The sequence below is a fragment of the Nonomuraea sp. B1E8 genome, assembly GCF_039871515.1.
Taxonomy (GTDB): Bacteria; Actinomycetota; Actinomycetes; order Streptosporangiales; family Streptosporangiaceae; genus Nonomuraea.
Window position 1 is genome coordinate 512,783 of record NZ_JBDPLS010000001.1, and the last position, 21,573, is coordinate 534,355.

20 protein-coding genes and 1 pseudogene are annotated in these 21,573 nt (G+C 70.7%); 9 read left to right on the forward strand and 12 right to left on the reverse strand.

Going from position 1 to position 21,573, the window contains the following annotated elements:
• Window positions 1–9: 9 nt before the first annotated feature.
• Window positions 10–933, reverse strand: coding sequence for a lysylphosphatidylglycerol synthase domain-containing protein (locus tag ABGA98_RS02320; protein WP_347616486.1), 924 nt, complete (start codon window positions 931–933; stop codon window positions 10–12).
• Window positions 934–995: 62 nt separating this feature from the next.
• Window positions 996–1,823: a class I SAM-dependent methyltransferase gene (locus ABGA98_RS02325; protein ID WP_347616487.1), complete on the reverse strand. Its 828-nt coding sequence runs from the start codon at window positions 1,821–1,823 to the stop codon at window positions 996–998.
• A 203-nt stretch (window positions 1,824–2,026) separates the two neighbouring features.
• Here ABGA98_RS02325 and ABGA98_RS02330 point away from each other — a divergent pair.
• Both ABGA98_RS02330 and ABGA98_RS02335 read left to right on the forward strand, forming a co-directional pair.
• Window positions 2,027–2,221, forward strand: a pseudogene (locus ABGA98_RS02330) (SPFH domain-containing protein); the annotation flags it as partial.
• Window positions 2,222–2,276: 55 nt separating this feature from the next.
• Window positions 2,277–2,552 carry a hypothetical protein gene (locus tag ABGA98_RS02335; protein WP_347617730.1) on the forward strand — a complete coding sequence of 92 codons (276 nt, stop codon included), beginning with the start codon at window positions 2,277–2,279 and terminating at the stop codon, window positions 2,550–2,552.
• A 43-nt stretch (window positions 2,553–2,595) separates the two neighbouring features.
• On the opposite strand, the gene ABGA98_RS02340 is transcribed toward ABGA98_RS02335, so the two are convergent.
• On the reverse strand, window positions 2,596–3,792 hold the full coding sequence (locus ABGA98_RS02340) for a transposase (protein ID WP_347616488.1): 1,197 nt from the start codon (window positions 3,790–3,792) through the stop codon (window positions 2,596–2,598).
• Between the two features lie 16 nt (window positions 3,793–3,808).
• On the opposite strand from ABGA98_RS02340, the gene ABGA98_RS02345 reads away from it, so the two are divergent.
• Together ABGA98_RS02345 and ABGA98_RS02350 are read left to right on the forward strand one after the other, a co-directional pair.
• Window positions 3,809–3,979, forward strand: coding sequence for an Arc family DNA-binding protein (locus ABGA98_RS02345; protein ID WP_347616489.1), 171 nt, complete (start codon window positions 3,809–3,811; stop codon window positions 3,977–3,979).
• A 97-nt stretch (window positions 3,980–4,076) separates the two neighbouring features.
• Window positions 4,077–5,036 (forward strand): lysylphosphatidylglycerol synthase transmembrane domain-containing protein, encoded by a 960-nt coding sequence (locus tag ABGA98_RS02350; RefSeq protein WP_347616490.1) that lies wholly within the window; start codon window positions 4,077–4,079, stop codon window positions 5,034–5,036.
• On the opposite strand, the gene ABGA98_RS02355 is transcribed toward ABGA98_RS02350, so the two are convergent.
• The 3 genes from ABGA98_RS02355 to ABGA98_RS02365 form a co-directional block, all read right to left on the reverse strand.
• Window positions 4,937–5,998, reverse strand: a complete 1,062-nt coding sequence (locus ABGA98_RS02355) for a glycosyltransferase family 4 protein (RefSeq protein WP_347616491.1) — start codon at window positions 5,996–5,998, stop codon at window positions 4,937–4,939. The genes ABGA98_RS02350 and ABGA98_RS02355 overlap by 100 nt on opposite strands.
• Before the next feature lie 3 nt (window positions 5,999–6,001).
• Window positions 6,002–6,895, reverse strand: coding sequence for a glycosyltransferase family 2 protein (locus ABGA98_RS02360; protein ID WP_347616492.1), 894 nt, complete (start codon window positions 6,893–6,895; stop codon window positions 6,002–6,004).
• A 91-nt stretch (window positions 6,896–6,986) separates the two neighbouring features.
• On the reverse strand, window positions 6,987–8,987 hold the full coding sequence (locus ABGA98_RS02365; RefSeq protein WP_347616493.1) for a glycosyltransferase family 39 protein: 2,001 nt from the start codon (window positions 8,985–8,987) through the stop codon (window positions 6,987–6,989).
• Window positions 8,988–9,146: 159 nt separating this feature from the next.
• Between ABGA98_RS02365 and ABGA98_RS02370 the strand changes: the two genes are divergently transcribed.
• The 5 genes from ABGA98_RS02370 (at window position 9,147) to ABGA98_RS02390 (ending at window position 15,730) form a co-directional block, all read left to right on the forward strand.
• Entirely contained in the window at window positions 9,147–10,646 is a 1,500-nt protein-coding gene (locus ABGA98_RS02370) for a hypothetical protein (RefSeq protein WP_347616494.1), read from the forward strand.
• Window positions 10,647–10,832: 186 nt separating this feature from the next.
• Window positions 10,833–12,488 (forward strand): LCP family protein, encoded by a 1,656-nt coding sequence (locus tag ABGA98_RS02375; RefSeq protein ID WP_347616495.1) that lies wholly within the window; start codon window positions 10,833–10,835, stop codon window positions 12,486–12,488.
• Window positions 12,489–12,662: 174 nt separating this feature from the next.
• Entirely contained in the window at window positions 12,663–13,916 is a 1,254-nt protein-coding gene (locus ABGA98_RS02380; RefSeq protein WP_347616496.1) for an acyltransferase family protein, read from the forward strand.
• Between the two features lie 56 nt (window positions 13,917–13,972).
• Entirely contained in the window at window positions 13,973–14,962 is a 990-nt protein-coding gene (locus ABGA98_RS02385; RefSeq protein ID WP_347616497.1) for a glycosyltransferase, read from the forward strand.
• 54 nt (window positions 14,963–15,016) lie between these two features.
• The gene (locus ABGA98_RS02390) at window positions 15,017–15,730 is read left to right on the forward strand and encodes an acetoacetate decarboxylase family protein (RefSeq protein ID WP_347616498.1); all 714 of its coding nucleotides are present in this window, start codon (window positions 15,017–15,019) and stop codon (window positions 15,728–15,730) included.
• A 2-nt stretch (window positions 15,731–15,732) separates the two neighbouring features.
• Here ABGA98_RS02390 and ABGA98_RS02395 read toward each other — a convergent pair whose 3' ends face one another.
• From ABGA98_RS02395 to ABGA98_RS02420, 6 genes are all read right to left on the reverse strand, one after another.
• Window positions 15,733–16,617 (reverse strand): glycosyltransferase, encoded by an 885-nt coding sequence (locus tag ABGA98_RS02395; protein ID WP_347616499.1) that lies wholly within the window; start codon window positions 16,615–16,617, stop codon window positions 15,733–15,735.
• A 187-nt stretch (window positions 16,618–16,804) separates the two neighbouring features.
• Window positions 16,805–17,572 carry a CDP-alcohol phosphatidyltransferase family protein gene (locus ABGA98_RS02400; protein WP_347616500.1) on the reverse strand — a complete coding sequence of 256 codons (768 nt, stop codon included), beginning with the start codon at window positions 17,570–17,572 and terminating at the stop codon, window positions 16,805–16,807.
• Complete coding sequence (locus tag ABGA98_RS02405) at window positions 17,550–18,590, reverse strand: iron-containing alcohol dehydrogenase family protein (RefSeq protein WP_347617690.1); 1,041 nt, start codon at window positions 18,588–18,590, stop codon at window positions 17,550–17,552. The genes ABGA98_RS02400 and ABGA98_RS02405 overlap by 23 nt, the downstream gene beginning before the upstream one ends.
• Window positions 18,591–18,617: 27 nt before the next feature.
• Window positions 18,618–19,352: a phosphocholine cytidylyltransferase family protein gene (locus tag ABGA98_RS02410; RefSeq protein ID WP_132638236.1), complete on the reverse strand. Its 735-nt coding sequence runs from the start codon at window positions 19,350–19,352 to the stop codon at window positions 18,618–18,620.
• Window positions 19,353–19,479: 127 nt separating this feature from the next.
• A complete protein-coding gene (locus ABGA98_RS02415; protein ID WP_347616501.1) occupies window positions 19,480–20,088 on the reverse strand; it encodes a DUF5941 domain-containing protein in 609 nt (202 codons plus the stop codon).
• An 11-nt stretch (window positions 20,089–20,099) separates the two neighbouring features.
• Window positions 20,100–21,524: a CDP-alcohol phosphatidyltransferase family protein gene (locus tag ABGA98_RS02420; RefSeq protein WP_347616502.1), complete on the reverse strand. Its 1,425-nt coding sequence runs from the start codon at window positions 21,522–21,524 to the stop codon at window positions 20,100–20,102.
• Between the last annotated feature and the right edge of the window lie 49 nt (window positions 21,525–21,573).

Genomic DNA, 21,573 nt, shown 5'->3' on the forward strand with positions numbered 1-21,573 from the left:
TGGCCCAAATCACACCTTGTCGCGACGTGCGGCGATTCCCGCCAGCCCGGCGCAGATCAGGTCCCCCAGGATGATGACGACGCGCGACGTGAGCGCCACCGCGATCGCGGGACCGGCGGCCAGATGAGAGGCCAGCACCCCGACCATGGCGGCCTCCCGCACCCCCGCGCCGGCCGGCACGACGAAGGTCAGGATGCCCAGGCACCAGGACAGCGCGAACGCGCCGATGGCGAAGAGCAGCCCGCCCTGGGGAGCGATGAAGAAGAAGTGCACGCCGTACGCGGTCCAGCCGGCCAGCGCCCAGCCGAGCGCGGCGAGCATGCCGCGGCGGGTGAGCGGGCGTTCGAGCGGCTCGCGCTTGAGCCGGCGCAGGGCGTAGCCGATCACGCCGTTGACGACCTTGGGTTCGAGCAGCACCAGCAGCAGGGGCAGGAACAGCAGCAGCCAGCCGAAGCGGTCCCAGCCGAGCGTGACCAGCGTGACGAGCAGGCCGGTGGCCAGCTGGATCGGCATCATCAGGAAGAACGCCGCCGCGCTGCGCGAGCGCGGCACGCCGAGGTCGCGGCCCATCTCCATCTGCGCCAGCACGGGCCAGATCGCGCCGGGGATGTACTTGCCGAGCTGGCCGACGAAGAAGACCTTGGCCGCCGCTCTGAGCGGCAGCCGGGAGCCGAGGTCGGACAGCAGGGTGCGCCAGATGAGCATGGCGGCGAGCAGCGCGGCGACCACCGCGACCAGCGACCCGGCCAGCGCGGGCCACGTCAGGCCGGCGAATCCGGCCACCACGTCGTCCCACTGCCCGGCCACGGCCCATCCGCCGAACCCGAGCGCGATCAGCAGGAACCCGTACCTGATCGCGGTCCGTGCCACGGGCCGCCTCGGGCGGGCCGCCTCCTCGCCCGCGCCGGCCGAGCCGTCGCTCACGCCGGTCACGCCCGGTCCGCCCTCACCCAAGCCACCCGTGCCCGGTCCGGTCGCGCCCGGTCCGCCCGTGCTCACAGCGGGCGGACCGGCTCGGGCGGCTGCGGCAGCGCGGCGCCCGCGGGCCGCCGCGGCCTCTTGGTCGCCACCCACAGGTAGGTGGGCACGACCGGCAGCAGCAGCCGCAGCACCCCGCGCGGCGCCCTGGACAACACCGCCTTCACCACCCTGCCCAGCACCCCCGGGAACAGCTCGGCCCCGGCGAACCGGGTGGGCGTGGCCAGCACGGGGAACGTGTAGTCCCACACGTGGAAGGCGCGCAACATCCTGCGCAGCCCGCGCCGGGTGCGGAAACGTTCGTAGTAGTGGTCGGCCCGGCCGAACGCCCGCACGTAGCGGTCGGCGGCCGCCGGCGGGAGGTAGGACAGGAACGGCAGCTTGTAGTGGGGCTCCATGACGCCGAGCCGGTTGCCGAGCCCGAGATAGAGCACCCCGTCGTCCGACAACACCCGGTGCATCTCGGCCACCACCGCGTCGGGGTCGACCACGTGCTCGTAGATGTGGTTGAACACCAGCACGTCGACCGACCCGTCGGGGAACGGCAGCGCCGTGCCGTCGCCGCACACGAACGCCACCCGCTCGCCGAACCGGTCGGCCGCCTTGCGCAGGCCCGGCACGTCGATGTCGATGCCCATGGTGTGCTTGGCCCCTGCCTGTGCGAGCTCGTCGGCGATGAACCCGGCCGAGCAGCCCACGTCGCCCACGGTGAGCCCGCCCAGCGGCCCGTGGAAGTGCTCCAGCACCGCGATGATCTTCGCGGCCTTCCGCCTCCGCTTCTCCTCGTCGAGCATGGCGGACTGGAATTCGCTGTATTCGAGCTGCGCGACCCGTTGCTTCACCACGGTGGCCACAGTACCGACCGCGACGCCAATCCGATGTCAAGCCGCTTTGGTACGGTGGCCGACCCGGCTCAAAACCGACAAACGGGGGCGAAGTGACGTTCTTCGACAAGATCAGGGCCGAGTTCATCGACATCGTCGAATGGCTCGACGACAGCCGTGACACCCTGGTCTGGCGATTCCCCCGCCACGAGAACGAGATCAAGATGGGCGCCCAGCTCGTCGTCCGCGAGTCGCAGGCCGCCATCTTCGTCAACGAGGGCCAGATCGCCGACGCGTTCGCGCCGGGGACGTACACGCTGGAGACCCGCAACCTGCCCATCCTGTCCACGCACAAGGGCTGGAAGTACGGTTTCCACTCCCCCTTCAAAGCCGAGGTCTACTTCGTCAGCACCCGCCAGTTCGCGGACTTCAAGTGGGGTACGCAGAACCCGATCATGGTGCGGGACGCGCATCGTGGGCGACTGCCGCCGGCACATCGGCGGCGACGCGCAGCGCGTGCACTCCGTGAACACCGCCTACTCGAACGTCACGTTCAAGCTGGTGCTGCTTCCGGTGTGGGTCGGCAACTACATGTTCGGCGGCAGGACGTACCAGGTGATGATCAACGGGGTGAGCGGGGAGGTCCAGGGCGACCGGCCGTACAGCGCGGTCAAGATCACGCTGGCGGTGCTCGCCGCGCTGGTCGTGCTCGTGGCGATGGTCTGGCTCGTCCGGGGAAGGAACGCTTGACGCGCTCCCCGGCCTGAAGGCTGGGGATTCAGCCCGTGTCGCTTCATGCGGCACCTCTGAGGCTTCCTGCTTCACCGGCCTGCGCCACCGTGAGCGGTGGTCTTACCCGGCCTCCACAAGCGTTTAACCTCTCCGCCCGTCCGGCGGCGAGGATGTTGAGCGCGGCGTTGACATCCCGGTCGTGGACCGCCCCGCACGAACAAGCCCACGACCGGACCTCCAGCGGCATGGACTCGGCAACCGCGCCGCAGGCCGAGCACAGCTTGCTGCTGGGGAACCAGCGATCCACCTTCACCAAGATCCGGCCGTGCCGGGCGGCCTTGTAGGCAAGCATGTCAACGAACGCCGACCATCCGGCGTCGTGCACACTCTTGGCCAGCTTCGTGCGGGCCAGGCCCTTCACACACAGGTCCTCCACCATCACCGCTTGGTTCTCACGGATGATCCGGGTGGACAGCTTGTGCGCGAAGTCCCGGCGCGCGTCGGCCACCCTCGCGTGTGCGCGGGCGACCCGGACGACGGCCTTCTTCCTGTTCGCCGACCCCTTCGCCTTGCGTGACAGGGCCTGCTGTGCCTTACGCAGCCGCCGCTCGGCGCGGCGCAGGAACCGAGGGTTGTCGATCTTCCGGCCGTCCGACAGCACCGCGAAGTGGGTGAGCCCCAGATCGATACCGACCTCGTTGGTGGCCTGGGGCAGCTGCTCGTCGCCGACCTCGACCACGAACGAGGCGAAGTATCGCCCGGCTGCGTCCACAACGACCGTGACGCTGGAGGGCTCCGACGGCAGGGAACGCGACCAGCGCACCGGCACGTCCCCGATCTTCGGCAGGCGCAGCTTCCCACCCGCCGTGACCGAAAACCGGGAGTTCTTGGTGAACCGGATCGCCTGCCGCCGATCCTTGCGGGACCGGAACCGGGGCGGGGCAGCCTTCGGCCCCTTGCGCTTGCCGGTGATCGAGGCGAAGAAGTTGCGGTAGGCCGTGTTCAAGTCGGCCAGCGCCTGCTGCAGCACCACCGCCGACACCCCGGAAAGCCAGGCCCGCTGCGGCGTCTGCTTCGCCTGCGTGATGACCCGCTTGGACAGCTCAGCGTCCGAGACGTACGGCAGTCCCTGCTCGCGGGCGTCCTGCCGTGCGCGCAGCCCGTCGTTGAACACCGTCCGCGCACACCCGAACGCCCGCGCCAGCGCTTGACGCTGACCGGCGGTCGGGTAGAGGCGGAAGTTGTACCGCAGCTGCACGGCACGATCCTACCTGATGCGACACTACAATGGTGTCATGATACGGATAACGCTCCGGCTGCCCGACGACGTCCACGCCCGGGTGACCGCCCGCGCCGAAACCGAGCGGCGATCCCTGAACTCTCAGATCGTGCACCTGCTTGAGAAAGCGCTCACCGCCGACGAAGCGCACGACGAATCACCCTGACGGCGAATCGGCGATTCTGCCCCGCTACGCGAGACAGTCCGCTTCACCCCCGACCTGAAGGCCGGAGCACTGCGGACGAACCCGGTAGCCTGGCCCAATGTTCCGCCGCCTGCTGCGCGTCGTCCTCGCTTTGGTCGCGCTCGGTTTCCTGGGCTACGGCCTGGCCGCGAACTGGGAGGAGACCACCGCCGCCGTGGCCGCCATGTCGCCGTGGGCGGTCCTGGGGGCGTTCGCCGCGGTGCTGCTCGGCCAGTTCTTCATGCTCGTGGCCTGGCGCGAGATCCTGGCGGGGCTCGGCACGCGGGTCCCGCTGCGGGTGGCCGGGCGGATCATGTTCGTGGGCCAGCTCGGGAAATACATCCCGGGCGCGGTGTGGGCGTACGCCGCGATGATGGACCTCGGCCGTGACCACGGCAGCCCGCCGCGGCGCACTTTCGCGACGATCTCGCTGGGCCTGGTGATCAACATCGGCGTCGCGATCTCGATCGCCGCCGCCACGCTGGGCTCGCAGGAGGTGGTGCGGCAGGCCTGGTATCTCGTGCTGCTCGTGCCGGTGATCGTCGTCTGCCTGCACCCCAAGGTGCTCGCCTGGGGTCTCAACCTCGCGCTGCGCGTCGCCCGCAGGGAACCGCTGGAGAGCGTGCTGCCCGGCCGCACGGTCGTCGTCGCGGTGGCGTGGACGGCGCTCGGCTGGCTCGTGTACGGCGTGCACATCTGGCTGCTGGCCGGCGTCACCGACCTTTACGTCGTGGCCACCGGCGCCTACGCGTTCGCGTGGGCGACCGGCATCCTCACGGTCGTCGTGCCCGCGGGGGTCGGCATCAGGGAGGGCGCGCTGGTGCTGGTGCTCGGGCCGATCGTCGGCACCCCCGCCGCGCTCGCGGTGGCGATCGTGTCGCGGCTGGCGTTCACCCTGTCCGACGCGACGGCCGCGGGGGTGTCGTGGCTGCTGGGCCGTCAGGCGCCGAGCAGCACCCCCGTGTACGCGGACCAGAACGGCTCGGGATCGACCGCCTTGACCCCCGACCGCAACCTCTCGGGCTCGCCGGAGGCGTAGAACCGCTCGATCGTCGCGCGGAGCGCGCCGGCGTCGCCCGGCTCGACCAGGAGCCCGTCGATGCCGTCGGTGACGTGGTCGGCCAGCGCCCCGACGCGGGTGGCGATCACGGGCACGCCGTGCTCGTGGCCGAGCCAGACGTTCTGGCTGGCGGTCGCGGTGCGGTAGGGCAGCACGAGCGCGTCGGCGGCGGCGAACAACGCCGGCACGTCCTCGGCCGCCACGTAGCCGGGCCGCAGCTCGACGCGGTCGCCGAGGCCCAGCTCGGCGATCAGCGCCCTGGTCTCGTCGAGCCCGCCCCAGAATTCGCCCGCCACCGTCAGCGCGACGCCGTCGGGCAGCGCCCGCAGCAGCAGGTCGAGCCCTTTGTACGGCCGGACGATGCCGAAGAAGAGCAGCCGGCGGTGCACGGCGGTGGACCTCGCGGCGGTGGTCGAGGGCAGGTGCGGCGGCAGCCCCGCCACGCTCACGGGCGTGCCGGTCAGCCCTCTGGCCAGCGCGGCCTGCTGCTCGGAGTGGGTCAGCACGGCGTCGACCCGCTTGAGCAGCGCCCGCATCAGCGGCTGGTCGTAGGGTTTGCGCTCGTGCGGCAGCACGTTGTGGCACAGGGCGACGGCCTTGGCCCTGCGCCCCAGGCCGAGCAGGATTCCCAGGTAGGCCGGGACCTGCACCGGGCTCAGCACCGCCAGCACGACCAGGTCCGCCGAGCGCAGCCGCCGCCCGGCGGCGACCCATCCGTCGGGCCGCCGCCAGTCGAGCCTGCGCGCGGTCTTCGGATAGGGGCTGCCCTCGGGCGCGGAGATCGTCTGCCGGCCGGGATAGAGGAACGACGGATACTGGGCCCGCCACGACTCGATCACCACGTCGTGTCCCAGCGCCGCGAGCCGGTGTGCCAGCTCGGTGGTGTGCTGGGCCCCGCCCCCTTTGTACGGGTAGGTCGGGCCGACGATCGCGATGCGCACCGGTCAGTCCCCGCGCGAGCGCACGATCAGGTCCGCGAGCAGCGCCACGGACCCGATCAGCAACCCGGACAGGAAGATCATCACGGTGTTGGCCGGGAAGTAGAACGGGTGCTGGATCATGTCCCAGATGCCCTTGACGAGCCCGATGCCCACCAGCCAGAGCGCGGGCGGCATCAGCACCTTGAGCGGGTTGAAGTACATGATCATCCGCAGCACCTGCAGGATGTAGCGGTAGGCGTCGGAGACGAAGCTGAACTTCGACTTGCCGGCCCGCTTGGCGTAGCCGATCGGCAGGTAGTAGACGTCGTGCTGGTTGGACAGGAACGACAGCGTGATCGTCGTGACGCAGGAGAATCCGGGCGGCAGCAGCCGCAGATAGGGCTTGGCCACCGGCCTGCGGAAGGCCCGCAGCCCGGAGTTGAGGTCGGGGATCTTCTGCCCGGCCAGCTTCTCCGCCACCTTGCGGATCACCCACTTGGCGGGCACCCGCAGCAGCTTGTGCGAGCCCTCCTCGCTGGTGCGCGCGCCGACCACCATGTCGATCGTGCGATCCTTCTCCAGGATCTGCACCAGCTCGGGGATGCGCTCGTTGGGGTAGGTCATGTCGGCGTCGGTCCACACGACGATCTCGCCCCTGGCCTCCTGCGTGCCGATGCGCCGCACGGTTCCGGCGCCGCCGTTGCGGTGGAAGGCACGGATGCGCAGGTGGGGGTAGCCGGGCGCGGCCTCTTTCAGCCTGGCCAGCGTCTCGTCACTGGAGCAGTCGTCGACGGCCACGAGCTCGTAGGTGTAGCCGCTCGAGTCCATCGCCTTGGTGATGCGCTCGACCTCGTCGATGACGTGATCCTGCTCGTTGTAGCAAGGAAGGACGATCGTGACGTATGGCGCTTCTTCCACGGCAGATCCACTCTTGGAGGCGTCAAGCGTGCTCACGGGGATCGAGGTTACTCTGCCCAGAGGAGCACCGAGTCTACCCTACAAGATCATCTCATTCGGACACGGCCATCCAGACGTTCATCCGCAGGGTCCAGGTGCCGTTCGGGGCCTCGATCAGCGAGCGCTCGTCCTGGCGCGCGACCAGCCCCATGATCTGTGTCGCCCGCCCGTACGGCGACACCTGGTCCTCGTCGGCGGCCAGCACGACCGGCACGCGCCCCGTGCCCCGCACCCGCTCGATCAGGCGGCGGACCTGGTCCTCCGGCGCGACGTCGGTGAGCACACGCTTGACCGAGGCCGCGGGCCGCCCGCACGTGCCCCGCACCGCCTGCATGAACCGGTCGCCGGTGACCCGCTCCACGAACAACACCGACGCGTTCCGCGGGATCTTGCCGCACATCGCCTCGACCGCCGCCGCCTCGCCCCGCTCGATCGGCGTGAACGCCGTGCCGATCGAGGTCACGGCCGGGGGCACGAGCATCAGCACGACCGCCGACGCCGTGCCCCAGCGCCGCACGCGGGTGCCACGTTTGGCCGCCTGGTCGCGCAGCCAGGCCAGCGCGTACGTGGCCAGCAGGATGAGCCCCGGGATGACGACGGGGACCAGGCGGCGGGCGGCCCACGGATGGTCAGGGGTGATCTCGGGCCGCAGCAGCGTGGTGACGGTCGTCCAGCCGACGACCGCGAGCGGCAGCAGCCACTCCACGGGCGTGCCGTCGCGCAGCAGCCGGCGGACGAGCAGGGCCGCGGCGATCGTGGCCAGCACGACCGCGGGCAGGCCGACGTACCAGACCGCCCAGTGCAGCGAGTATTCGAAGTAGAGCCGGGTGCCGTCGGGGGCCATGCCGTTGGCCCGCTGGATCGCCTCGATCATCGTGAAGGTGCGCTGGTCGCTCTCGTGCGCGGGCACCCGGGTGACCGTCTGCACCCACGGCCGCGCGTAGAGGCCGGCCATGAGGAGCACGGTCAGCCCGGCCCCCGCCATCGGCAGCCACCCCGGCGGCCGCCACCGCGCCAGGAGCGGCGCGGCGGCCGTACCGGCCGCGGTGAGCACGAGCACGCCCGCGCAGATGAGCAGCAGCGGCCGGATCGAGCCCGCCAGATAGTTCAGGTACGGCCGGGCCAGCACGTATCCGGCGAGCATCCCGAGCCCGCCGCCGGCGACCAGACCGGCCAGCAGCCCCGGGCCCAGAGCACCCCTGTTCCTGGCCGAACGCCGCATCGCGATCAGCAGCCCCGCGAACGCCAGCACCGGCAGCACGTCGCGCAGCCCGTCGATCCTGACCAGCACGGCCAGCCCGAACACCAGCCCCGCCAGCACCCCGCGCCACCACCCCGGCCTGGCGAGCGCGTCGCAGGTCAGCGACAGGCCGCCGAACAGCAGGATCAGCGACGGGATCTCGCTGAACGTGGTGCGCGAGGTGTAGAGGATCGGCAGGCTCACCGCGAGCGCCACCGCCGCGACCACCGCCCACCGCGCGCCGGCCAGCCGCGCCACCACCCCGGCCAGCGTGAGCACGGCCAGCGCGCCCAGCACGGCGGGCATGGCGAACGGCGCCCCGAACCAGTTGCCCACCGCGAACAGCAGCGGCGCCCCCGGCATGAACTGCGGCACCACCCCGCCGGGCACGTCGAAGAAGCCGACGCCGGCGAAGATCAACCAGGGGTCGGACCCGCCGAACGCCTCGGCCTGCCGGGGGATGGGCAGCGAGCCGTGGTCCGCGATCCAGGCCGCGTAGAGCGCGTAGGTCGCCGGATCGCGCCTGACGGCGATCTGCTCGCTGTGCAGCAGCGTGTTGAACACGCCCGATGCCAGGGCCACCGTCGCGACCCCCGCGACCTGCAAGGACGTGGCCTCGACCAGCTTGCCGAGCCGCCGCGTGCCCGCCCAGCACAGCAGCGCGGCGGCGGGCAGCCCGAGCAGCGCGGCGGGCAGCGGCGCGAAGTGGCCGAGCAGCAGCAGCGGCAGCCCGGCCAGCAGCCATCCCGCCACGGCGAGCGCGGGCAGTACCGTGAGCGCGGCGAGCAACCGGCCTGGTCGATCGTGTCCCATCGGTGAGCGAGCGTATCCAACCGCGAGCACCGGGCACGCCGATGGCGGGGGCGTGGCGCGCCACCAGTGGCACGGGTTCCGCGCGATCGCCGGTACCGTACGGTGGCAGACCGCCCGGGGGGTGGCGGCCTGGGGTGTCCGATCGAGCACCTCTGCGGCGTGCCGGAGATTCGGGAGGACGTACGGGTGATGTCGGAGGCTCGTGCGGAGGCGCCCGCGCCGGCCCGCCAGGGCAGGCGGCGTCTCCCGCGCGACACCCGCCGCCGGGCCCAGCGCTTGATACGGCGGCACGGATGGTTCCTGGCCGTGCTCGGCCTCGGCACGGCCCTGCGCGTCCTGGCGATGGCGGGTTACCGGCCCGCCCTGTGGTTCCCCGACAGCTACACCTACATCGTCACCGTCTTCCACCCCCGCCCCGACCTCGTGCGGCCGGCGGGCTACTCGATGTTTCTCAAGCTGCTCGAGCCGCTGCACTCCTTCGCCGCGGTCGCGGCCGTGCAGCACCTGCTCGGGCTGGCCACCGGCGTGCTCGTCTACCTCGCGGCACGCCGCGTCGGCCACCGGGCCCCCCGGTGGGCGGCGACGCTGGCCTCCGTTCCCGTGCTGCTGGACGCGTACCAGATCGAACTCGAGCACCTGCTGGTCGCCGACACGCTCTTCATGTTCCTGGTCGTGGCGGCCGTCTCGCTCAGCGTGACGCGGCGGCCCGCCACCGTCGCCGCCATCGGCCTCCTGCTGGCCGCCGCCGTGCTCACCAGGACGGTCGGCCAGCCGCTGATCGTCGTGCTGGCCGGCTGGTTCGTGTTGCGCCGGCGCATCCGCCCTGCCGGGGTGCTGCTCGCCGCCGCCCTGGTGCCGCTCGTCGCGTACGGCGCCTGGTTCTACGCCACCTACCAGCGGGTCGGCCTGGTGGGCGCGAACGGCGCCTTCCTCTACGCCCGCACGATGTCGTTCGCCGACTGCGACAGGATGGACCCGCCGCCCGATCTGAAGGTCCTGTGCGACCCGCGCCCTCCGGAGCGGCGACCGCCCTCCCAGGAGTACATCTGGGCCAAGGACGCCCCCCTCGTCCTGCAGCCGGGGATCACTTTCACCCAGGAGAACGACGAGCTCGCGGCCAGGTTCGCGGCGCTGGCGATCATCACCCAGCCGCTCGACTACGCCGCCTCCGTGCTGAGCGAGCTGGGCCGCACGTTCGTCTTGGGCCGCCCGGTCTATCCTGACGCCGAGATTTACGGCTACTACGAGTTCCCGGTCACGGAGCCGGGCCCGCCTGGCCGTTATCCCGCACAGGTCGGCGCCGAATATGCCAAGCTCTACGAGCAGGGTGCGATCGGCACGAAGATCGTCGAGCCTTACGCCGGATGGCTGAGGGCCTACCAGAGCGCAGCGCGGCTGCCCGGCCCGGTGCTTCTGGGGGTGCTGCTGGTGCCGCCGGTGGCGGGCGTCGCCGAGCTCCGGCGCAGGCGGCGGGGCCGGCCTCGCGCGGGGGCTCCGGCCTGGCTGGTGCCCTGGTCGGCGGCCGTCGTGCTGCTGGTCGCACCGGCCGCGGTCGCCGAGTTCGACTATCGCTACGTGCTGCCGGCCGTACCTCTGGCCTGCCTGGCGGCGGCCCTCAGCCTCAGGCATGATCGACTGCGACGAGAACCCGGAGGGTGAAAAGACTTTGGCGATGATATTCCACCCAATATCCGGCTCTGAGTATGCTTTGCCGCGAAAACGTCACACCCGGGTCACGACCGTTGCCTACGATCATGGCCACGGGCACGCCGCACGTGTCCTACTCTCGTTGCCCGGAGCGACCAAGCCGGCGCGTCAGGCGCAAGAAGTGAGGCTGGGGGGCGTATGAGCGACTACAGGGGCGCGCCAGTAGCCGATTTTCCGCACGAGCACCGAGGTGCTCACTCCCAGCCGGGCAGCAGGATGGCCCGCAGAGCGGCGGGCTCCGCGCCGCCTCCTCCCCCGCCTCCTGACGACGACCGGCCACCCCGCGGCCACCGCGGCGGCGGCGATCAGGGCGGCAGGATGCGTGTGCTGGCCTGGGTCAGCATCGGCGTCACCTCGCTCATGGTCGCGGGCGCGCTGACCGGCTACGTCGTCTACCGCGACGCGTTCGGCAACATCAAGCAGAAGAGCATCAACAACGACATCATCAACCCGCGTCCCGTCGACACCGGCGCGCTCAACGTGCTGCTCGTGGGCTCCGACACCCGCGCGGGCGAGGGCAACGCGAAATACGGCCAGCAGACGGCCAGGCAGGCCGACGGCGGCGGCAAGCGCACCGACACGATCATCCTGCTGCACATCTCCCCCGACCGCGACCAGGCCCGGTTGATCAGCTTCCCGCGCGACTCGATGGTGCAGATCCCGAAGTGCAAGAACGAGACCACCAAGCAGGAGATGCCCCCACGCCGTGACATGATCAACTCGGCGTACAACTCGGGCGGCGTCGCGTGCACGATCTCCACGCTCGAGACCCTCACCGGCATCCGCGTCAACCACTTCGTCGAGGTCGACTTCAGCGGCTTCAAGAACATCGTCGACGCCCTGGGCGGCATCGAGATCTGCCTGCAGAACGGCGTCAACGACAAGGCTTCCAAGCTCGTGCTGCCGCCCGGCAAGAGCCTGCTCAACGGCGAGAAGGCCCTGGGCTACGTACGCCTGCGCAAATACGGCGACGGCAGCGACCTCCAGCGCATCAAGCGGCAGCAGATCTTCCTGAGCAAGGTCATCGCCAAGGCCACCAGCAGCGAGCTCATGACCGACGTCGGCAAGCTCAGGGACTTCATCGCGGCCGCCGCCGGCTCGGTCACCATGGACCCCGCGCTCGCCAACGACACCGAGAAGCTCATCTCCATCGCCATGAGCACGAAGCAACTGACGGCGAAGGGGGTCGAGCTCACCACGGTCCCGGTGTTGCCCGACCCGGAGAACCCCAAGGCTCGCGTGATCTGGAGGCAGCCCGACGCCGAGAAGCTCTTCACCGCGATCAAGACGGACACCGAGGTCACCGAGCCGTCGCCGTCCGCCAGCGCCAGCTCCAAGCCCAAGGTCACGCCCAAGCCGGAGCAGGTGCGGGTGCAGGTGCTCAACGGCACCAAGGCCCAGGGCAAGGCCGGCGAGGTCGCCGCCCAGCTGGCCGAGCAGGGCTTCAAGGTGGTCGGCCTGGGCAACTACGAGGCCGCGGACGGCGCCAGCCTGGCCAAGAGCGAGGTCCACTACGCCAAGTCGGTCGACACGGCGCCCGACTACGCCGACGTGCTGGCCAAGGCCGTCCTGCCCAAGCCCTCGCCGGCGGCGGGCAAGGTCAAGGCGACGGCGGCGCAGCCGTACACGTCCGCGACCAGCGCCACCGGCACGGAGGCGGCCAAGCTCAAGGGCACCCCGGTGATCCAGTTCGTCATCGGCGAGGACTTCGACTCGGTCAAGGTCAGCAAGTTGCCCGACAGCGTCGAGCAGAGCTCGATCAACGCGTCCGAGCAGAAGAACGTGTGCACCTGACGCTCCAAGTTGCCTGTGTAATCGGGTCATATCTCCCGCGTGAGGGACAGCACCCCTGAGAGCGGGATAGTGTGTTGCGGGTCGGCGACGCAGCGCGACACGGGGCCGCAAGGCTGTCCGGGTCGTGCTGCCGTCGTGTTCCCCGGCCCCGAGCGAAGCTGAGCGACTCCCCCAGTGTCTGACACCAGATGGTCCCCACAGGTCACGACCCCGCGGAGCCCCGACGGCGCGGACGGGCCCGCCGACACGGGAGCCCGATGGCCACTGCCGGAGGAGACCTTCTGGAGCGAGGCCACCGACCCGCACGGCGTGCCCCCCGGCGAGCGCACCGCACCCCAGCCGGCGGTGCGGGCCGATCGTCCCGTGATCACGGCGCCCGCCGCGCAGCCCCAGCCGCAGCCGCAGCCCAAGCAGCAGGCCGAGCAGCCGCCCAAGCGCAAGCGCGATCCGTTCCTCGACAACGTCAAGTTCGTCCTGATCGCGCTCGTGCCGCTGGGCCACTCGCTGGTCCCGACCCTGTCGGCTGACTCCTCCAGGTCGCTGTACATCTTCATCTACACGTTCCACATGCCGCTGTTCGTGCTGATCAGTGGCTACTTGTCCAGAAATTTCTGGAACTCCAACGCGAAGACCAACAAGCTGGTCGACACGTTCCTCGTCCCCTACGTGATCGTCGAGGTCGGCTACGCCGCGCTCCGCTTCGCGCTGGGCCAGAAGTGGAGCCTGACGATCATCGACCCGGCGTGGCTCAACTGGTATCTCCTGGCGCTGCTGTTCTGGCGCCTGTCCACGCCGGTGTGGAAGCGCATGAAATATCCCGTCCCCGTGTCGATAGCGATCTACCTGTTCGCCGGGTTCTCGCAGATTTCGGGCGACTTCAGCATGGACCGCTTCTTCGGTCTCCTGCCGTTCTTCGTCATCGGCCTCGTGATGCAGCCGGAGCACTTCGAACTGCTCAACCGGCGCTGGATCAAGATCGTCTCGGCGGTCACGGTGCTCGGCGCGGCGGCGGTGGCCATCTACATCGCGCCCAAGGCCCCGCTCGGCCCCTTCTACTACAAGAACAGCTATCAGGACCTCGACCTGTCCTGGTACATGGGGCTCGGCCTGCGCGTCGGCCTGCTGGTGTGCGCGCTGGCCATGTGCTTCGCCGTACTGGCGCTGGTGCCCAGGAAGGAGACCTGGTACACCGACCTCGGCACCCGCACGCTCTACTGCTACCTGCTGCACGGCATCCCCGTTCTCATCGCGAAGGACCAGGGCTGGCTCGAGTTCCCGTGGCTGCACGGGCCGCTCGGCGTGCTGGCGATCAGCTTCAGCTCCTTCGCACTGGCGATCGTGTTGTGCCTGCCGGAGACCCGCACGGTCTTCAAGTGGGTGCTTGAGCCCCGCCTGACCTGGCTCTACCGGCGGCCATCCCGAAGTTAAGCAGCCGTTCGGCCCGCATTAACGCCTTTGACCTGGTTAGCGCCGAGCATCGACACATGCGCGCATGTGTCGCCACGACCGTCCATCATCCCGAGGACGCCCGGATCATGCACCGGCAGATCCGGGCGCTGCTCGACGCGGGCCACGAGGTGACCTACGTCGCGCCGTTCACCTACTTCAACGTGACGCCGGCCATGGGACTCGGGGCCGTCGACGTGGCGTACCACGCGTCGCCGGGCCGGGCCCGCGCGGCGCTCAGGCGCGGCGTGAAGGACGCGGACCTCCTGCTCGTCCATGAGCATCGGCTGCTGCGCACGCTGCCCCACCGGCGCCCCCCTGTCGTCTGGGACGTACGCGAGCAGGTGACCCCGGCGCAACTCGCCCGGGCGGGACGCCGGCACCGGGTGATCACCCCCGCGGTGGTCCCCGAGGCGACCCTGGTGTCGGCCGGACCACCTCCGCCCGGCGACACCAGGGTCGTGCACATCGGCCGCCTGTCGGCCGAGCGCGGCGTGACGGAGCTGATCGGGCTGGCCGAGCGGCTGGTCCCGCACGGGGTGAGGCTGGACCTGATCGGCGCGGCGGCCCGCGACGTGCGGCCGCTGCTGCGCGACGCGCAGCGCGTCGGCCTGCTCGACTGGTACGGCTACGTGCCCAACCGGCACGCGCTGCGCATGGCCGAGGGCGCGCTGGCGGGCCTGTCGCTGGCCGGCGACGCGGTGCGGACGGCACCCACCAAGATCATGGACTACATGGGCCGGGGGTTGCCCGTGATCGCCACCCCGCAGGCCGCCTCGCTGGTCGAGAGGGCCGGCTGCGGCCTCGTGGTGCCCCTCGACGTGGACGCCGTCCTCAACGCCGTCCTGGACCTCAAGGAGGACCCGGTACGCCGGCTCAAGCTGGGCGCGCTGGGCCACGCCGAGGCGCGCCTGCGCCACCACTGGCCGGACCACGCTCAGGACTTCGTGCGCCGCGCCGAGTCGTGGGCCGGTCTGACCGCGCACGCGCTCGCCCCCGTGCCGGTGGGAAACTCACATCACACCTAGACGGCACCTGGGCGGGAATGGTCACACGGCTTGCCGGTTGATGTACTGGGAACCATGGCATCGCATCTGATCCTGGGCCGGACGGTCGGCATGCCGGTGCGGGTGCGGGACGCGGAGATCTGCGGCGCCTTCTATCCGGTGCGCGCCGACGCCGCCAGGGCGGTCATCGCGTACTCCGGGCTCGACGTCGCCGAGGTCCTGCCGGGCAAGGCCCTCTGCGTGCTGCTCTTCGTCGACTACCGCGACGGCGATCTCGACGCCTACCACGAGTTCGGCATGGCCTTCCTGGTGCGCCCTCCAGGCGTGTCGGGGCCCATGAGAGCGGCCGACCTGTCGCGGACCGGGGTGTTCGTGCACTGGCTGCCCGTCGACCAGCAGTTCACGCTGGAGGCCGGGCGGACGTTGTGGGGGTTTCCGAAGGAGCTGGCCGACATCGAGTTGCGGCTCGGCTCGCCGTACAAGCGGTGTGTGCTGCGCAAGGACGGCAGGCTCGTGCTCGACATGCTGGTCAAGCCGGGCGTGCCGGTGCCGGGCGCCACCGTCATGGCGCCGCTGGACGCGTACACGCACCGGGAGGGCGTGACGCGGCGCGTGCCCTGGTCGGTGCGGGCGCGCGGCGCCAGGGTCCGCCCCGCCGGGGCGCTGATCCGCCTGGGCAACCATCCCATCGCCAAGGAGCTGAGCGAGCTGGGGCTGCCGAAGCAGGCGTTGTTCAGCATGAACGTCTCGCGCGCCGAGATGGTCTTCGGCGCGGCCGAGCGGGTCTGAGCTCAGACGATCGGCGGGCGGCCCAGCTTGACCATGCGCCAGGCCGTGCGCCAGGCCATGGGGCGGCGCTCGCCGGCGGAGGTGCGCAGGCCTTCGAAGAAGCCGGCGAACCACGCTTTGAGCGCGCCACCCGAGCCGCGCTCGCGCACGATGGTGAGGACGACCCAGTTGGTGAGGTAGAGGCACGCCAGCGGCCACGGCAGGTTGCGCCGGGCCAGCCACACCCGGTTGCGGGCGTTGAGCCGGTAGAACTCGGTGTGCCGCGTCGGCGGCACCTGCGGGTGGTACATCACCGTCTCGGCGTCATATTCGATGCGGTAGCCCTCGCCGAGCAGCCGCCAGGCCAGGTCGGTCTCCTCGTGCGCGTAGAAGAACCGCTCGGGCAGGCCGCCCACCTGCAGGAAGGCCGAGCGCCTGATGGCCGAGGCGCCGCCCAGGAACGTCGTGACGGGCGACGAGCGCTGCGGATCGCCCGCGCGCAGGCGGGGGACGTGACGCCGCTGCCCGATGCCGCCGTCGGGATCCATCACCCGGAAGGAGATCACCGCGAGGTCGGGCTCGGTGGCGAAACGGTCGCGTACGTGGGCGACCACTTTCTGGCTGGCATACCAGCCGTCGTCGTCGAGGAACAGCACGACGTCGCCCGAGCACTCCTCCACGCCGCGGTTTCGGCCTGCGGGAATGCCGGTGTTCTGGTCGAGCCGGATCGCTTTCACGATCGCGGACGACCCCTCGGGTGGCGTCGCCGACACCTCGGGCACGTCGGCGCCATTGCCTACGATCACCACCTCGACGTCGCCGTCGACCTGGTTGAGCGCGGACTCGACCGCCCGGTTCAGCTCCGCGACCCGGTTGCCCATGGTGAGGATGACGCACGAGATCTTCAACGAATCATCGTCCTGACGCGTTGAGAGCACGGGCGGAGCATTCTTTCATGATCACCGAGTCTGCTGGTCTGCATCGTTTGGGATATGGGTGGAGCTAAGCGTATCGGAACCGTCAGTGAACCCCCACCGAACGGCGGACGTCCGATCAATACGACGGACGAGGGGCTCTTCCGGTTCCGACATGAGATCACGCAAGTCGCCTCGATGCCAGGATGCTGACCAAATGCAGGACAACCTGGAGGCAGGCAGCGACGAAACAGGCGACGAGCAACACCCTGGTGGGGGTGAGATCGCCGATCGCCAGGTCGATCACCGCGGTCGCCAGCGCGAGCAGCGACAGCTCCACCGGCTGCACGATGCGGTGGAACTTCGTCGCCGACAGCACCCGCCTGCCCAGCCCCAGCAGCCCGGAGCGGAACTGTCCCACGGACGCCTCGGTCGCGGCCGTCAGCCCGCCCTTGGCCCGCGCCACGTCCACGAGGTCGGTCTCGGCCTTGATGAGGATCGCCCCCAGCGCGGCGCCGACCCCCAGCACGGTGTACCAGTCGGGCAGGACGGCCGAGGCCCGCCAGCCCAGCCCGGCCAGCAGCGCCGCCTCGGTGAAGTAGGCGCCGACGCGGTCGAGATAGACGCCGACCAGCGAGGTCTTGCCCGTCCAGCGGGCCAGCTCGCCGTCGGAGCAGTCGAGCAGGAGGTAGACCTGGATGAGCAGCGCGGCGAACACGGCCGCCCAGAGCCCTGGCAGGGCCAGCACGACGCCGGCCACGATGCCGACCAGCGTCATCACCCACGTCAGCTGGTTGGGCGTGACCGACGTCTTGGCCATCAGCCACGTGACGTAGATGGACATCCTGCGCATGTAGAGGACGCCCGCCCAGTGCTCGCCGTTCTTGCGCTGGAGGTGGCCCTCGGGCTGGGCGACCCGCCGCAGGTCAGCGACCGAAGGCCCGGACATAGTCCTCCACCCGATCGTGGATCTCGGAGTCCTGCATGCGCAGGTGTTCCAGGATCGTGTAGCGGCCGGGGCGGGTGGCCGGCGCCAGCGCGACGGCCTCGGCGAACTGCTGGCTGGACAGCCCGATGTCGGCGGGGACGACCGGCAGCTCGTGCCGGCGCAGGCAGCCGGTCACCTGCGCCACGCGAGCGTCGTCCTCCCTGAGGAAGAAGCAGAAGGCGGCACCGATGCCGGCGAGCTCGCCGTGGTTGGAGGTGCCGGGGAAGAGCTGATCCACGGCATGAAGGATCTCATGGTCGCCACCGCTCGCGGGCCGGGACGAGCCCGCGATCACCATCGACATGCCCGACAGAATCAGCGATTCGGCCAGCACGGTGAGGAACGCGTCGGACTCGATGGAGTCGGCCCGCCCGATCAGCGCCTCCGCGGCCGTACGGGCCATGGAGCAGGCCAGCCCGTCGATCGGCTCGCCGCGCTCGACGTTGCCGAGCTGCCAGTCCTCGATCGCCGACAGGTTGCTCACCACGTCGCCCACGCCCGCCCGGACGAGCTGCTTCGGCGCGTTGTGCACGAAGTCGAGGTCGACGAGGATCGCCAGCGGCATCGGCACCCCGAACGTGCCCTTGCCGCCGTCGTAGACCAGGGAGGCGGTGGGCGAGCAGATGCCGTCGTGGGCGAGGTTGGTGGCCACGGCCACCATCGGGATGCCGGCGAGCGACGCGGCGTATTTCGTCGCGTCGATCGTCTTGCCGCCCCCGACGCCGACCACGACTTCGTAGGCGCCCTTGCGCAGGTCGGCGCCGAGCGAGACGGCCGCGTCGACCGTGCCGTCGGCCACCCTGAAGATCTCGGCCTCCCCCAGCGTGGGCGCTATCAGGCTTTCGATGTGGTCGCCCTGGCCCGGCCCGACGGCCACGGCGACCCTGCCGGAGGTGGCCACGCGGCTGTCGGCCAGCAGCGCGCCGAGCTCCGCCACCGCGCCCCGCCTGACCTGCATGGTCAGCGGCGTCGGCAGCATTCTCGCTAGAAGCGGCATCGCGCCCCCTCAGTAGCGCACGGCTATGGTGCGGGCCTTCGCCAGGTCGTCGTGGTTGTCCACCTCGACCCAGTCGACCTCCCCGATGGGCGCGGCGTGGATCAGCTCGCCGCGCTCGACCATCTCCTGGTAACCGTCCTCGTAGTAGAGCTGCGGATCGCGCTCGAACGTCGCCTTGAGCGCGTCGGCCAGCCGCTCGGCCGCGCCCGGCCGGATGAGGGTGGCGCCGATGTACTCGCCGTAGGCCTCGGCCGGATCCATGAGCTTGGTGATGCGGCGCAGCGCGCCCTCCGGCGAGAGGGTGACCTTCATCTCCTCGTCGGCGAGCTTTTTCACGTTGTCGACGGCCAGCAGGATGTCGCTCGTCTCGGGCGCCGACAGCAGCGTCTTCTCGACCGAGACCGGGTGCACGGTGTCGCCGTTGACCAGCAGCGCGCCCTGGGCGAAGTAGTCGCGCGCGCACCACAGGGAGTAGGCGTTGTTCCACTCCTCGGCCTTGTCGTTGTGCACGAGGGTGAGCTTGACGCCGTGCCTGTCCTCCAGCTCCTCCTTGCGGTCGTGGACGGCCTGCGCCGCGTAACCGACGACGACCACGACCTCCCGCAGGTCCACCTCGGCGAGATTGCGCAGCGAGATGTCCATGATCGTGGTCTCGCCGTCGACCGGCACGAGCGCCTTGGGCAGCGTGTCGGTGTACGGCCGCAGGCGTCGTCCGGCCCCGGCGGCCAGAACCATTCCCAGCAACGTGCACTCCTCAGTCGTAACGTGCGGCGGGGCACTGGACGCGACCCGCGTAGGGGGTGGGGCGCTGGACGCGCCACCGTAGGCCCAAAGGTTAGTTCCCTTTCGGCCTACGGTGGGTAATCTGCCGTCAGTCTTGTGTTCCCGTTTCCGCCGCTTCCGCCCCCGCCTGGGGTGCGGCCAGCCAGCAGGTGAGGCTCTCCCAGCCGAACAACGCCCACAGGTAGAGCGCGAACACCACATAGCCGCCGGTCAGCCAGCCCGTGAGGGCGACCAGCGAGACCACCATCATCCGCCCGTCCCAGCCGAGCCCGAACGTGGACAACCAGGCCGGCGCGTAGACCCGCTGGCGCAGCCGGTGCACCAGGTCGTAGTGGTGGAAGGCCAGCGCGCCGATCAGCATCATGATCAGTACGGGGTGCACCCCGTGGGCGAACCCGCACGCCGCGATGAACGTGTACTCGATGACCCGCAGGATCGGCGGCACGAGCCAGTCGAGCCGGCCGTCGTGCGCGTGGCTGCTGCCCGGCCCGGCCAGCAGCAGCGTCACGGCGGGCGCGAACACGGCGAGCCCGTCGGACCCGGCCACGCCGAGCACCAGCAGCACCCCGGTGACGAACGTGCCCGCGATCACCGGCGGCAGCGGCGGGAGTTGCCCGGCCACGAGCAGGCCCATGGCGCGCGAGAGCGGCCCGTCGTCGCGGTAGGCCACGACCGTGCTGCTGGGGACGGGTGCCATGTGAACCGATGTCACCGTGCCGACCTCGCGATCCGTCCGAAGAGCTGGTAGAGGGCCGCCACGCCGCCCCAGCACAGCAGCGCCAGGAACGTGACCTTGGCGTTCCAGCAGGCGGCGGTGATGGCGATCAGGGCGGTGCGCTCGCCGATGGGCAGCACGATGATCTTCTTGAGCCAGCGGGCCACGGTGTCGCGTTCCAGCCGCTGGGCGAGGCCGAGCACGCCCCTGGCGCGGCGGGCGTCCTCCGACTCCAGCAGGGAGCGGGCGGGCCGGCCCCAGGCGGCGCCGACGCGGGAAGCGTCGGCCACGGCCCCCGCGTACGTGTAGTCGACGGCGTGCCGGACGATCTGCAGGATCATCGCGGCGACCGCTAGGTACCAGATGCGGGGCCCGGCGTACCCGGCGGCCAGGCCGATGTAGACGACGTATTCCTTGAGCCGGTCGGCCATGCCGTCGGCCCACGCGCCGAGCGGGGAGAACGTGCGGGTGTAGCGGGCGAGCTGGCCGTCGAGGCAGTCGAGCGCGAACGACAGGTAGAGCAGCACCGCCCCGGCCAGCCGCGTGGCCGGGGTGCCTGCGGAGAACCAGACGGCCGACAGCAGCGCCAGGCCGACGGAGACGCCGGTGACGGTGTTGGGCGTCAGCTTGAGCGTGGCGGCCGGCTTGATCAGGTGGCGGGTCCAGGTGGAGACGAAGTAGGTGGCGAAGAAGCCGTCGTCGTGTTTGACGGCGGTCTCGACCTTGACCTTCGCCTCGTCGACCTCGGCCAGCTTGGCCAGGGCGGTGTCCGCGGAGATCTGGCCGGTCACCCGGTCGGCGTGCAGCGGCCCGAGCGTCGCCGCGCGCACGGCCACACCCGATCTGACCAGCCCGACGAGCAGCAGGTCGACGGCCTCGACCGGGGTGACAGGGCCGAGGCGGCCGGTGTCGGCCAGCTCGGCCAGCTCTTCGGCGATGTCGGCCAGCACGCCGAGGTCGGCCTCGGCCGCCTGGAGCAGGCCCCTGAACGTGGCGTTCGCCTCGGGGACCAGGTGGAACGAGCTGCCCGCGGCGACGACCTTGCCGCCTTCGACGCGTACGGGCGGCCGGAGCGGGGCCGCGGCCGTCTCGCGGCAGACCAGCGCGCCGGTGTCGTGGGCCGGGTGTTCGAGCAGCAGCGCCAGCGCCTCGGTGTGGATCACGAGGTCGCCGGGCAACACGGCGACGGCGCCGGTGGCGGTGCGAGCGATCTTGGCCACTCCTCGCAGGTCGGCGCCGAGGCCGCCGCTGGGGGTCACCACCTGCACCTCGCGCACCGGCAGCGTGGCGAGCTGGTCGCTGAGCCGATCGAGCAGCGTGCCGTCGGCGCACGAGAGCCCGCATGCCGGGGTCGTGGCGAGGACCACGACCGCGGCATGAGGGCTGGTCGTGCCACCTCGCGTCATTGAGTCGGGCAAGGCACAGGTCTCCTCCCGGTCGGGTCGGGAGTGCGTGGGCACGCGGGTG